This window comes from Pseudomonas sp. NFACC45 (assembly GCF_900113505.1).
Lineage (GTDB): Bacteria > Pseudomonadota > Gammaproteobacteria > Pseudomonadales > Pseudomonadaceae > Aquipseudomonas > Aquipseudomonas tehranensis.
The window spans coordinates 456,196-469,346 of the sequence record NZ_FOPO01000005.1 but is presented as its reverse complement, the minus strand read 5'-3'; the positions used below and the strand labels follow the sequence as shown (position 1 = coordinate 469,346).

Annotated in this window: 11 protein-coding genes; 5 read left to right on the top strand and 6 right to left on the bottom strand. The window is 59.4% G+C overall.

Features of this window, described 5'->3' with window-relative positions; translation table 11 throughout:
* A partial coding sequence (locus BM132_RS12250) for a carbon starvation CstA family protein (RefSeq protein WP_305728328.1) occupies window positions 1-642 on the bottom strand: 642 nt, incomplete at its 3' end.
* A gap of 335 nt (window positions 643-977) precedes the next feature.
* Here BM132_RS12250 and BM132_RS12245 point away from each other — a divergent pair.
* On the top strand, window positions 978-2,339 hold the full coding sequence (locus BM132_RS12245; protein WP_092398613.1) for a cache domain-containing protein: 1,362 nt from the start codon (window positions 978-980) through the stop codon (window positions 2,337-2,339).
* A gap of 31 nt (window positions 2,340-2,370) precedes the next feature.
* Complete coding sequence (locus BM132_RS12240) at window positions 2,371-3,003, top strand: response regulator (RefSeq protein WP_092398615.1); 633 nt, start codon at window positions 2,371-2,373, stop codon at window positions 3,001-3,003.
* Between the two features lie 22 nt (window positions 3,004-3,025).
* Here BM132_RS12240 and BM132_RS12235 read toward each other — a convergent pair whose 3' ends face one another.
* Window positions 3,026-4,186 carry a GGDEF domain-containing protein gene (locus tag BM132_RS12235; protein WP_218157839.1) on the bottom strand — a complete coding sequence of 387 codons (1,161 nt, stop codon included), beginning with the start codon at window positions 4,184-4,186 and terminating at the stop codon, window positions 3,026-3,028.
* A gap of 187 nt (window positions 4,187-4,373) precedes the next feature.
* Between BM132_RS12235 and BM132_RS12230 the strand changes: the two genes are divergently transcribed.
* From BM132_RS12230 to BM132_RS12220, 3 genes are all read left to right on the top strand, one after another.
* Complete coding sequence (locus tag BM132_RS12230; RefSeq protein ID WP_092455584.1) at window positions 4,374-5,165, top strand: transporter substrate-binding domain-containing protein; 792 nt, start codon at window positions 4,374-4,376, stop codon at window positions 5,163-5,165.
* 96 nt (window positions 5,166-5,261) lie between these two features.
* Window positions 5,262-7,139: a DUF294 nucleotidyltransferase-like domain-containing protein gene (locus tag BM132_RS12225; protein WP_092455582.1), complete on the top strand. Its 1,878-nt coding sequence runs from the start codon at window positions 5,262-5,264 to the stop codon at window positions 7,137-7,139.
* Window positions 7,136-7,846, top strand: coding sequence for a 3'-5' exonuclease (locus BM132_RS12220; protein ID WP_092455581.1), 711 nt, complete (start codon window positions 7,136-7,138; stop codon window positions 7,844-7,846). Before BM132_RS12225 ends, BM132_RS12220 begins: the two co-directional genes overlap by 4 nt.
* Window positions 7,847-7,850: 4 nt before the next feature.
* On the opposite strand, the gene BM132_RS12215 is transcribed toward BM132_RS12220, so the two are convergent.
* The 4 genes from BM132_RS12215 to BM132_RS12200 all read right to left on the bottom strand — a co-directional run bounded on the left by BM132_RS12215 (window position 7,851) and on the right by BM132_RS12200 (window position 12,704).
* Window positions 7,851-9,521, bottom strand: coding sequence for a BCCT family transporter (locus BM132_RS12215; RefSeq protein ID WP_092455579.1), 1,671 nt, complete (start codon window positions 9,519-9,521; stop codon window positions 7,851-7,853).
* Between the two features lie 281 nt (window positions 9,522-9,802).
* The gene (locus tag BM132_RS12210) at window positions 9,803-10,822 is read right to left on the bottom strand and encodes a TRAP transporter substrate-binding protein (RefSeq protein ID WP_092455578.1); all 1,020 of its coding nucleotides are present in this window, start codon (window positions 10,820-10,822) and stop codon (window positions 9,803-9,805) included.
* Window positions 10,823-10,878: 56 nt separating this feature from the next.
* Window positions 10,879-12,159, bottom strand: a complete 1,281-nt coding sequence (locus BM132_RS12205; RefSeq protein WP_092398629.1) for a TRAP transporter large permease subunit — start codon at window positions 12,157-12,159, stop codon at window positions 10,879-10,881.
* Window positions 12,156-12,704 (bottom strand): TRAP transporter small permease, encoded by a 549-nt coding sequence (locus BM132_RS12200; RefSeq protein WP_092455575.1) that lies wholly within the window; start codon window positions 12,702-12,704, stop codon window positions 12,156-12,158. Before BM132_RS12200 ends, BM132_RS12205 begins: the two co-directional genes overlap by 4 nt.
* Between the last annotated feature and the right edge of the window lie 447 nt (window positions 12,705-13,151).

The window sequence follows — 13,151 nt, the reverse complement described above, 5'->3', positions numbered from 1 at the left end:
GATGTAGCGCATGTAGATGCCCATGAACATCGCGATCGGAATGGTCGCCATCACCGTGAAGATCCCCCACGGGCTCTCGGCCAGGGCCTTGACCACGATCAGCGCCAGCACCGCGAGGATGATGATCATGATCAGGAAGCAGCCGAACAGCGCAATGGTGCCGGGAACGCGGCCCATTTCTTCACGGACCATGTCGCCCAGGGAGCGCCCGTTGCGACGGGTGGACAGGAACAGGACCATGAAGTCCTGCACGGCACCGGCCAGCACCACGCCGGCGATCAGCCAGAGCGTACCGGGCAGGTAGCCCATCTGCGCCGCCAGCACCGGCCCGACCAGCGGCCCCGCACCGGCAATGGCCGCAAAGTGGTGGCCGAACAGGATGTGTTTGTTGGTCGGGACATAGTCCAGGCCATCGTTGTTGAGCACGGCGGGGGTGGCCCGGCGCGCATCGAGTTGCATCACGTTATTGGCGATGAACAGGCTGTAGTAGCGGTAGGCGACCAGGTAGATGGCCACGGCTGCGACGACGATCCAGAGGGCGTTGATCGGTTCGCCGCGGCGCAAGGCCACGACACTCAACGCACAAGCTCCCAGAACAGCCACGGCAAACCAGGCAAGGTGTTTAACCAGACGGGTTGTCATTGCGTGTCTCCTGCCGATATCCAGTGGATTGCGGCGATTGTTTTTATAATGTGCCCCGACTATTCGGAGCGGGCCCAATATCCGTGGAAGCCGTCAATAAATAAATCCGCAGTACTACGTACGGGCCATCTACGTAGTTCTACGTAGATGACATCTCCAGCCTGGCCCAATACCTGTAGGAGCTGCCGAAGGCTGCGATTTTTTGATCTTTCGCTTGGGACTCAATTGTCTTGGAAAGATCGCAGCCTCGCTTCGCTCGACAGCTCCTACGATGAACCGGATTTGGCATATGATGCCGCCATTCGCCTCCCCGCCGAGCCCGGACAGGAGTACACATGCTGCTCAAACACAAAATCGTCGCCTTGGGAATTCTGCCCCTGGTACTGGCGATTGCCGTCATCTGCGCCTTGGTGATCTCGCTTAATCGCCAGTTGGGTGATCAACAGGCGCAACTGATCGAAGACAGCATCCTGGCCAGCAAGCGCGCGGAGCTGAAAAACTATGTCGAAATGGCGCAAAGCCTGATCGCCCCGCTGTACAACAACGGCCAGGGCGACGCACGCGCGCAGCAGCAGGTGCTGGAGGAACTGCGCAAGCTCAGTTTCGGCATCAATGGCTATTTTTTCGTCTACGACCGCCAGGGCCGCAGCCTGATGCACGCCCGCCAGTCCGAACTGGTGGGCCAGTACCTCTGGGACATGAAAGATCCCCAGGGTCTGCCGGTGATCCAGGCATTGCTCAAGAGCGCCGAATCCGGCGAAGGTTTCCAGCGCTACGCCTGGAACAAGCCCTCCTCCGGCCAAGTGACCGACAAGCTGGCCTATGTGGTGATGCTCGATCGCTGGGGCTGGATGCTCGGGACCGGGATTTACCTGGAGGATGTCGAGCGCGCCACCCAACAAGCCCGCGCTGAAGTGGCCCAGGGCATCCACACCACCATGCAGGCCATCGCCGCCATTGCGCTGGTGGCGGTCCTGCTGGTGTTTGCCGGCGGCATGACCCTCAACGTCAGCGAACATCGCCTGGCCGACAAAAAGCTGCAACGGCTGAACCAGCGCATCGTCAGCTTGCAGGAAGAGGAACGCGCGCGGGTGTCACGTGAGCTGCACGACGGCATCAGCCAATTGCTGGTGTCGATAAAATTCCAGTTTGAATTGGCCAGTCACGTCCTCGAAAAGGGGCAGGAAAACGGCCTGGGGATCCTGAAGAACGCGACAGACCGGCTGGGGGAAGCCATTGGCGAGATCCGCAACATCTCCCACGACTTGCGTTCCTCCCTGCTCGACACCTTGGGCCTGTCCGCCGCCATCGGCCAGCTCGCGGCCGAATTCCAGCAACGCAGCGGGCTTGAAGTGTCGTACAAAAGCAACGAATTCGATTGCCGCCTGGAAAATGGAGCACCGGTTTCGCTGTTTCGCATTGCTCAGGAAGCCTTGACCAATATCGAGCGTCACGCCGGGGCGAAAAGTGTCGGCATCACCCTGTTCGGGTCCGGCCAGTCATTGCGCCTGACGGTGGTGGATGACGGGATGGGTTTCAACGTCCCGCAGGTCGAACGTGGCCACGCCGGCATCGGCCTGCGTAATATCCGCGAGCGGGTCGAGCATTTCGGCGGACGGCTGGAAATGACCTCGGTGCCGGGACGAAGCGAGCTGGATATCCTGCTGCCCATGAACATGATGGCGACACAAAGCTGATGCGCGCCCAACCTGACAAGAGCACCTGCCGATGAACCTGCCCTCTGTGATCCGCGTCGCGCTGGTCGACGATCATTCCCTGGTCCGCGATGGCATCAGGGCCCTGTTGTCCGTCATGCCCCAACTGGACGTGGTGGGCGAAGCCGAGAATGGTGCGCAGGCCATCGAGATGGTCGGGCGCTGCCAACCGGACCTGTTGCTGATGGACATCAGCCTCAAGGACATGAACGGGCTTGAGCTGACCCGTCTGCTGGGCAAGCAATACCCCAGCCTCAAGATCCTCATCCTGAGCATGTACGACAATTATGAGTATGTGAGCGAGTCCGTGCGCTCCGGCGCCAGCGGCTACGTGCTCAAGAATGCCCCTTCGCGGGAAATCATCGCAGCCATTGAAGCCATCATCAGCGGTGGCACCTTCTACAGTGCCGAGATCGCCCAACGGCTGGCCACCGACCCGACCACCGACAACGAGCTGACGCCGCGCGAGAGTCAGGTGTTGTACAAAATGGTCCAGGGGCTGAACAACAAGGAAATGGCCCGGGAACTGGACATCAGCGTGCGCACCGTCGAAACCCATCGCTTGAGTATCCGCCGCAAGCTCAACATCGATAAACCCGCGGCCCTGGTGAAATATGCGATCGATCACGGGATCATTTCGCGCTAGGAACCCGGCTCACGCTCGCGGCTTAAGATTGAACCTCGGCGGGCCTGTCGATCCGCCCCGCAATATCATCGGCCACCGTGCGATTGCGCCCGGTTCGCTTCGCCTGGTAAAGCAACGTATCGACACGTTTGTAAAGATCCTGCCAGGTTTCCCTGGGGCCTAGACTCCCGACACCGAAGCTCGCGGTGACCGGGCCGACAGCCTCCAGTGTGGCCGAACCACCGTTCTCGATGGCCGTTCTCAAGCGTTCCGCGCACTCATGTGCTTCCTGGGCATCGGTGTCCGGCAGGAACACGGCAAACTCTTCGCCGCCGAGCCGACCGACGATATCCCGTTTGCGCGCCGAGACACGCAGCAACTGCCCGACCTCGCGCAAGACGCTATCGCCCACGTCATGACCATGGCTGTCGTTGATGTTCTTGAAGTTGTCGATATCGCACAGTGCCAACGCTGTCGTGCCGCGCCGGCTCTTCATCAGCAGCTGCGACATCCGATCCTCGAAGCCTCGCCGGTTCAGGACGCCGGTCAGCGGGTCAAAATCGCGTTCGCGACGCAGGTCATCAATCACGTCGGCAATGGCCGCGGCGAGAATCACAAAGGCGAGCCCCACGCCGAGCACCGCCAGGGACAGCTGCAGCGCCTGCCAGAACACCGAATTGGCGAAAGCGACCCGGTCCAGAGGCACCGACAGCCCGACGGTCAGCAGGGTCCGCGGAAAGAAATGCAACGCGAAGACCAGCAATACCCAGAACAGCGCCTTGTCGACGAGTCGCCCGCGTAACAGCGATCTGAGCTTGACCGCCGCCACAAGCAAAATCGCACCATACCCGAAGTTCTGGACGTAGATGCGCGCAAGCAGGTTGCGGTCGATATAAAAGAACCAGGCCAGAGCCAGGGAAATGACGCACACCACGGCAACGTCCAGCCACCAGCCGAGGCGTTTTTGCGAACGCAGCAAAACGCCTTCGGCCACTGCCAGGACCGCCGAGGTATACAGCGCGCCGGACACAATGGCATTGGACCCGACCCCGGGAGGCCAGCCGAAAATCTGCGACATGGCGCCACATGCGAACAGGCCACAGCCACCGGCCAGGAGCAGCAGATAGTTGCGTTTTTTGTCGATAAGCCAGGCGCAGACGAACGCAATCCCGAAGACCGACAAGATCCCTGGGACCATCAACATAAGCGTAATTCTGACGACTGATGCGTCCATCCGAAACGTGTTTCTCCCCTGACCCAGGTCTGCAATCGCCCATGATGACAGAGGCAAAGGCAGCACACCTGCGAAGTTTGAGACTGCGATGACAGCCCGCCAACCTTTTCACTACACTGGCTGTCTTGTCCCCTCCCTTGCGAGACGTGCAATCCGTATGAAGAACATAACAAACACAATGACGTTCTGTGGTCTGCTGGTGTTCTGCGGCAACGCCCTAGCCGAACCAGCCCCTTCACACCTTGATCAGGTCCTGCAGCGCGGCGAGCTGAAAGTATGTACGACGGGCGACTACAAGCCTTACACCTACAAAGCCGAAACAGGTGAATACGAGGGGATCGACATTGACATGGCCCGTTCGCTGGCCGCCAGCCTCGGGGTCAAGGTTCAATGGGTGCAGACCAGTTGGAAAACCCTGATGCCGGATATGGTCGCCGGTAAATGCGATATCGGCATGGGTGGGATTTCCGTGACCCTGGAGCGTCAGAAAAAAGCGAACTTCAGCACCACACTGGATGTGGATGGCAAAATCCCACTGGTGCGTTGCGAGGACCAGGCGCGCTACCAGACCATTGAGCAGCTCAACCAGCCTTCGGTGCGCCTGGTGGAACCGGCCGGCGGCACCAACGAAGCGTTCGTCCGAGCGTTCTTGCCCAAAGGGCAACTCAAGTTCCACGACAACGTGACCATCTTCCAGGAACTGCTGGACAAGCGGGCCGACGTGATGATCACCGACGCCTCGGAAGCGCTCTATCAGCAGAAGCTCAAACCCGGTCTTTGCGCCGTCAACCCGAGTCAGTACTTGCAGTATGGCGAGAAGGCCTACCTGCTGCCACGGGACGACATCACCTGGAAAATGTACGTTGACCAGTGGCTGCACCTGAGCAAAGCCAATGGCAGCTACCAGAAGGTCATCGGTCAATGGCTGGCGGTGCCCCAGCAGCCGTGACAACACCGACGCCGCACACAAGCCGCTCATCCCGGGTTTGTGTGCGGCCCCAGGAACTGGCATGTTGGTCTCTCAATTGATCAGCCACGAGGTTCCATGCAGATCGAGTTACTGGAAATCAGCGAGCACCTGCATCGCTTTCCCCCTTTCGATGCCCTGCCCCAGCAAACCCTGGAGGCCATAGCGCAGCGCGTCGAAGTCAGCTACTTCAAGGCCGGCAGCGATATTCTCGAGGCAGGCTCCATCGTTCACGACCTGCATTATGTGCGCAGTGGCGCAGTCGAGATCTACCGGCGTAACGGCCAGTTGTACAACCGTCTGGTGGAAGGCGATATCTTTGGTCAGGCCAGCCTGCTGCGCAGCAACAAAGTGCGTTTTCCGGCGCGGGCCCTTGAAGACAGCCTGATCTACTTCATCCCGGCGGATGTGTTTGCCCAGCTGTGCGAGCAACATGACAGCTTCGCCGACTTTGTCGAAGCCGAAGGACACTCCAGGCTCAAGTCCGCCGTCGAGGCCCAGGGCCGCGCCAGCGAACTGATCCAGCTGAAATCCCGCGCGCTGATTTCCCGGGACCTGGTCTGGGTCACCCCGCACACCAGCGTTCACGAAGCGGCACGGTTGATGTCCCAGGAAAGTGTTTCCTGCGTCGTCGTCCTGGAACCTGCCGGACAACACCCGGAAAAAATGCTCGGTATTGTCACCGACCGCGACCTGCGCACCCGAGTAGTGGCCGCCAACCGCAGCGGCGATACCTGCATCGGTGAAGTGATGTCGACCGATCCGGTGGTCATCCAGGCCGATGACTCGTTGTTCGAAGCCATGCTGTGCATGCTTCGCAGCAACATCCACCACCTGCCGGTGGTGCACAAGGGGCGCACGCTGGGGTTGATCAACCTGTCGGACATCATCCGGCACGAGTCCCAGAGCAGTCTGTACCTGGTCAATAGCATCTCCAACCAGACGTCTGTCGAGGGCTTGCGCTCACTGTTGCGGGATCTGCGCGGCACCTACATTCGCATGGTGCGCGACGGTGCGACGGCTCACATGATCGGCAGCGCCATCTCGGGCATTGGCCGCGCCTTCACCCAGCGGCTGCTCGAATTGGCCGAACGGGAACTGGGGCCGCCGCCGGTTCCGTACTGCTTCATGGTGCTGGGATCGATGGCGCGGGATGAACAACTGCTGGTCACCGACCAGGACAACGCCCTGGTGCTGGATGATCGTTTCGACCCGGCCCTGCACGACGAATACTTCAGCAAACTGGCCACCTTTGTCAGCGACGGCCTGGCAGAGTGCGGTTACAGCTACTGCAAGGGCGGCATCATGGCCACCAACGCGCAATGGCGTCAGCCGTTACGAGTATGGCGCGCGTATTTCAGCCAGTGGATCGAAAAGCCCAATGCCGCCACCCTGCTCAACAGTTGCATCTTCTTTGACCTGGACGGGGTCTATGGGCAGTTGGAAATGGTCAACGAACTCAAGGCGCTCTGCGCTGAAAAATCCAAGGTGACACCCGCCTTCCTGGCGGCGATGGCCCGTAATGCCTTGAACCGCACGCCCCCCTTGGGTTTCTTTCGCACCTTCGTGATGGAAACCGACGGCAAGCAAAAACAGATCATCAACCTCAAGGGCCGTGGTACGGCGCCACTGACCGACCTGATCCGTATCCACGCCCTGGCCTGTGGGACCACGGCACAAAATTCCTTTGATCGTCTCGACGCCATCAGCACCACACAGCTGGTGCAACCGCAGGCCATTGAGCATCTACGCTACGCCTTGGAGTTTCTGTCGATGGTGCGTATCCGACACCAGGTCGATGCCATCGAACAGGGCCAGAAACCGGATAACTACATCGAACCTGAGCGTTTTTCCACCACTGAGCGGCATAACCTCAAGGAGGCGTTCCAGGTATTGAGCAATGCGCAGAAATTCCTGCGATTCCGCTACCCCGGCCACGCTCGACCATCCCGATGAAAAATCCGAAGGGGCAAGAAACGCTGGATTGGGCGGCACGTTTTAAAGTTCTGGCAGAGCAAGCCCGGCACCCGCTTCTGCAACGGTTCTACCAACACGGGGTCATCGACGCCGCGACTGCGCTGGAGCAGGTGGAACTGCTGGCCATGGACCTTGAAACCACCGGCCTGAACGCGCGCACTGACAGTATCGTCAGCATCGGCCTGCTGCCGTTCACCCTTAGGCGCATACGCTGCGGCGAAGCCCTGTACTGGGTGATCAAGCCCTCGCAGCTCAGCCATGAGTCGGTGACGTTTCACCACATCACACACTCCGACATCCGTCATGCCCCCCGCTTGCCGGACGTCATGGAGAAATTACTGGAAGCCATGGCGGGAAAAATCATGGTGGTGCATTACCGGGCCATCGAACGCAACTTCCTGGACCAGGCGTTACGCAATCACCTCGGGGAGGGCCTGCACTTTCCGGTGATTGACACGATGCAGCTGGAAGCGCGGCAGGTGCGCGGTCAGCGTCGTTGGCTGGACCGACTGTTACGCCGTCCGCCCGAATCCATCCGGTTGGCGGACAGTCGCTTGCGCTACCACCTGCCGCCCTATCACGCCCACCATGCATTGACCGATGCCCTGGCGACGGCCGAGCTGTTGCAAGCGCAAATAGCCACTCACTACAGCCCGTCCATCCCCATCGGCCAGCTGTGGGATTAAAAGGTCAGGTGCGCGGTTCCGACATCAATCCCTTGACCAGGGAAATACAACCCAGCAGCAGGACAATGGCAAACGGTAAGCCGGTGGAAACCGCCATGGCTTGCAACGCGATCAAACCGCCGCCCAACAACAGCGCAATAGCGATCACACCTTCGATGATGGCCCAGAACACCCGCTGTGGAACGGGCGCATCGACCTTGCCGCCAGCGGTGATGGTATCGATGACCAGCGAGCCGGAATCCGAAGAGGTGATGAAAAACACAATCACCAGCACGATACCGAGCAGTGAAGTGATCTCCTTGAGCGGGAGCCCTTCAAGCATGGCAAACAGCTTGAGCTCCAACACCGCATCCTTGACCCCGCTCAGCCCCTGGAGGGTGGCCTGGTCGATGGCGGTCCCGCCAAAGGTGGTCATCCACAATACCGATACCAGTGAAGGCACCAGCAGCACCGAGATCAGGAACTCGCGAACGGTACGGCCACGACTGACGCGGGCAATGAACATCCCCACAAACGGCGACCAGCTGATCCACCAGGCCCAGTAGAACGCCGTCCAGCCTTGGGTGAATTCAGTGTCTGTGCGACCGAAGGGGTTGGACAAGGCCGGCAGGTACTCGGCGTAGGTCACCAGGTTCTTGAAGAAACCGGTGAGAATCGCCACGGTTGGCCCCACCACGATAATGAACAAAAGCAACAGCAAGGCCAGGCCCATGTTGATTTCGGACAACAGCTTGACGCCCTTCTCCAGCCCGGCGAGCACCGACCACAGAGCAATCAGGGTGATGCCGATGATCAGCACGACTTTGCTGACGCTGGTCGATTGAATGCCAAACAGGTGTTCAATCCCCGCAGCGGCCTGCTCGGCACCGATGCCCAGCGACGTCGCCAGTCCGAACAACGTGGCGAATACCGCCAGGATGTCGATGATATGGCCGGGCCATCCCCAGACGCGCTCACCCAGCAGCGGGTAGAAGATCGAGCGTATCGAAAGTGGCAAACCTTTGTTGAAGGAAAACAGCGCCAGGGACAACGCGACGATGGCGTAAATGGCCCAAGGGTGCAGACCCCAGTGGAAAATGGTCGCGGCCATGGCCAGGTCGGCGGAGGCTTTCATATCGCCCGCGGCACCGCCCAGAGGTGCCCAGTCGGTACGTGCCCCGCTGGCGTCGAGCGTGACACCACCCATGGCGGCAGCGTAATGGGACATGGGTTCTGCCACACCGTAGAACATCAGGCCGATGCCCATCCCGGCGGCGAACAACATGGAGAACCAGCCCACATAGGTGTGGTCCGGCGTGGCATCCTGACCGCCCAATCGAACCTTGCCCAATGGCGAGACGATCAGCGCCAGACACAGCACTACGAAGATGTTGGCCACACTCATGAAGAACCAGGCCAAATGCTGGGTCAACCAACTGCGCATGGCGCTGAAAAGCGGTTCGACTTCATTCTGCAGCGCAAGCGTCACGATGACGAACAGCAGAATGGTCGCCGCGGAGATGATGAAAACTTTGCCGTGGATATCCAGAGAGAAAGAGAACTGACCTCGGATATTGTCTTGCCCGATCACGTAGTCGGTGTCGATTAGATTGGCTTTGCCACTGGGGGCTGGTATCCCCTCTGTGCCGGTTGACTGGGGTTGTCCTGATAGATCGTCTACAGGGTTTTTTCCCACGAGAACCTCCTTTTATTATCCGCGCGCTTGGGCGCGCATGGTCTGATAAGCCCCGCTGTTCCTATGGTAAAAACGAGATGTGTGCGCATGTATCTTAACAAGCTTATGAGCCAGTCTGGGACATTGCGGCCGTTCAAGCGTTCCCCGGCTGGGAAAATGGCCCCTGCGCGGCCCCCTCAGGGGGCCGGCATTACGGCTGGAAAAGCCTGAATCGCAAAGAAAAAAAGGCGCCAGGATTGCCCCAGCGCCCTTTGATCAGCCGTTGTGTCGCCCGGCTCAGCTCACTGCGCGGCGCGTACCTTGGCAATTTCGTCGTACATCATCTTCACCAGGTTGGCATCCAGGGACTTGGCGAATTTATCGATCACCGGTTGCACACGCTCACGAAAGCGATCTTTCTCGGTTGGGCTGATCTCGTTGAAGGTCATCGCGCCAGCCAATGTAGCTTTGGCCTTGTCCATGCTCGCAGCGGTGACTTCGCGCTGGAACTTCTGCGCCTCGGCGGCAGCCTGGCGAATCAGGTTCTTTTCATCGTCATTCAGACGGTTCCAGGTTTTCTGGCTGATGATCAGTGACTGGGGATTGAAGATGTGGCCAGTCTCCGACAGATACTTCTGTACCTCAAAGAACTTGTTGCCCTCAATCACCGTGAAGGGGTTCTCCTGGCCGTCGATGGTGTGCTGCTCAAGTCCGGTGTAGACCTCGGGGAACGCCATCGGCACCGGGTTGGCACCCAGGGCGGAGAAGGTTTCCAGGTAGATCGGCGACTGGATCACGCGAATCTTCAAGCCTTGCATGTCTTCAAGCTTGGTCACGGGATGCTTGCTGTTGGTCAGGTTGCGGAAACCCAGGTCCCAGTAGCCCAGGCCAACCAGCCCTTTGCTGTCCAATTGCGCCGCCAGTTTCTGGCCGACCGGCCCGTCGATCACCGCGTGGGCTTCTTCGGCGTTGTTGAACAGGAAGGGAAAATCGAGCATCGCGAAATCCGCTGCCTGGGCGGCCAGGATGCCGGAGTTGAGCACGGTGATGTCCAGCGTGCCGCCCTGCAAGGCCGAGACCGTCTGCACGTCGCCACCCAGGGTTCCACCAGGAAACAGACGGACCTTGAGCTTGCCGCCGCTCTTCTCGCTCAGCAGGTCGGCGAACTTCTGTGCGCCCTGCCCTTGTGGGTGCTCCTTGACGTTCTGGAACGCAAATCGCAGGGTACGCTCGCGGATCTCGTCCGCGTGGCTGACCACGCTGCCCAGCAGCAGGCCCGTTGCACATGCCCCGGCCAACAAGGTTTTCATCAGTTGTCCCATGTCACTCTCCGATCATTATTGTTTTAGAAGTCGAGCTACTACCGCTTGCACCGGCGTCAACCGGTGAAGAATTTCAAAGGTCCCAGAACCAGTTGCGGAAACAGGACCAGAAGGAACAGCACCGCCAGTTGCGCGAGCAGGAACGGCCACACGCCACGCACGATCTCTTCGATATTGAGTTTCGAAACCCCGCTCACCACATTGAGCACGGTACCCACCGGCGGGGTAATCAGGCCGATGGCCGTGTTGATGAGAAACAGCACGCCGAAATACACCGGGTCGATACCCGCCTGGGTCACCGCAGGCATCAGCACCGGGGTGAGGATGAGGATGGTTGGCGTCATGTCCATGACCGTACCGACCATGATGATCAACAGCATGATCACCACCAACAGCAGGGTCGGGCTGTCCATGAACGGCTCGAGCACTGCCGCCAACTGGCCCGGCAAGTCGGCAATGGTCACCAGCCACGAGGACACCATGGCCGCCGCCACCAGGAGCATCACCACCGAGGTGGTCTTGGCCGAGGACAGGATCACTTCGTACAACTGGCTGACTTTCATTTCCCGGTAGATGACCAGGGACACAAACAGCGAATAGACCGCTGCCACCACCGCCGCTTCCGTCGGGGTGAAAATGCCGAACTTCAGACCCAGGATGATGATCAGCGGCAGGCCCATGGCCCAACTGCCCTCGACCAGGGCCCGTATCACTTCGGCCCGCGAACGCTTGGGCGGTGTCTGCACATGCTCGCTGCGGGAGATGAACCACCAGGCAATGGCCAGGGCGACACCGAGCATCAGCCCCGGCACGATTCCGGCCAAAAACAGCTTGGAAATCGATACCCCGGAGGCCACGCCAAACACAATGAAGCCAATGCTCGGTGGAATGACCGGAGCAATGATGCCTCCGGCGGCAATCAAGCCGGCCGAACGCGCCCGGTTGTGGCCCGCCAGCACCATCATCGGCACCAGCAAGGCCGCCAGCGCCGCGGCATCGGCCACTGCCGAACCCGAGAGAGAAGCCAACAGGCAGGACGCGATGATCGCCACATAACCCAGACCGCCACGCTTGTGTCCCACCAGCGCCATGGCGATGTTGACGATACGTTTGGACAGGCCGCCGGCGTTCATCACTTCGCCGGCCAGCATGAAGAACGGCACAGCCATCAACGGAAAACTGTCGGCACCGTTAAGCAGGTTCTGGGCGATGATCTGTGCGTCAAACAGATCCAGGTAAAACATCAACGCCACACTGACCACCAGCAAAGCAAATGCAATGGGAATGCCCAACGCCATGCTGCCTATCAATGACCCAAGGAAAATAACCAGTGTCATGGGCGGGTACTCTTGATGGGGTTATGGGCGCTCGCCTCGGCGGCGTCGTTGTCCTTGACCATGACCATTTCGTCATCCCTGAGCTTGCCGAACAGCGCCAGGTAGAGCTCGTAGACCAGGATGGCGGCGGCGCTGGCGCCGAACACCAGGCCGGCGGCGTAGAACAGCGCCATCGACAACCCCGAGGCCGGCGCGACCACATCCACGTTGATCACTGCCTGCTGCCAACTGCCGCTGAAGATCAACCAGCAGATGTACAGCATCATCAGGTGCCCGATCACCAGGCAGATGCGCTTGCCGGTCGGAGGCAGGCGTTTGACCAGACTGTCGAGCCCCAAATGGGCGCGGTCCTTGAGCGCCACCAGGGCGCCGAGAAAAATCATCCAGACGAAGAACCAGCGCGACAGCTCCTCCGAAACGCTGATACCGGAGTTGAAGGCATAACGCAGCACCACATTGCCGAACACCAGCACGATCATTGCGACCATGCACAGCACAATCAGCAGTTTGAGCAGTTTGAAATACAGATCGACGACCTTTGTCATCTTGAAGACCTCCCGGACTTGTCGAGCGCCGGCATCCAGCAACCGGCGCGATAGGACCGCAACGATGGGCGGGAAGCTATCGGGTCAGGACACCGCGGCTGAGCGTTGTTCCGGGTCCGGAGCAACGAAGCGAGGGATAGGGGCTGAGCGCTTGCAGACGGGTACGCATGGGGGTTCCTCGATTTTTTATTATGGTCTTGGTCAAGCTGAGCAAGAGGTGTTGCGCCTAAAATGTACCAACCGGTTAGTTCGGTCAATCACCTTGGCAGGGGGCCCACACAAAGCGTGCGATTATCGGATAAGCGTGTGAGCCGGCTTATCCGATATTTTTCCTGTTCGCCACACACTGCCCAAGTGCGTTTTTTATTTATCAACAAACAACTTTATTTATGAACCAGTCCGGTACAAAACTGTTCAACCCCACTGATCTGAAAAAACAATAATAAA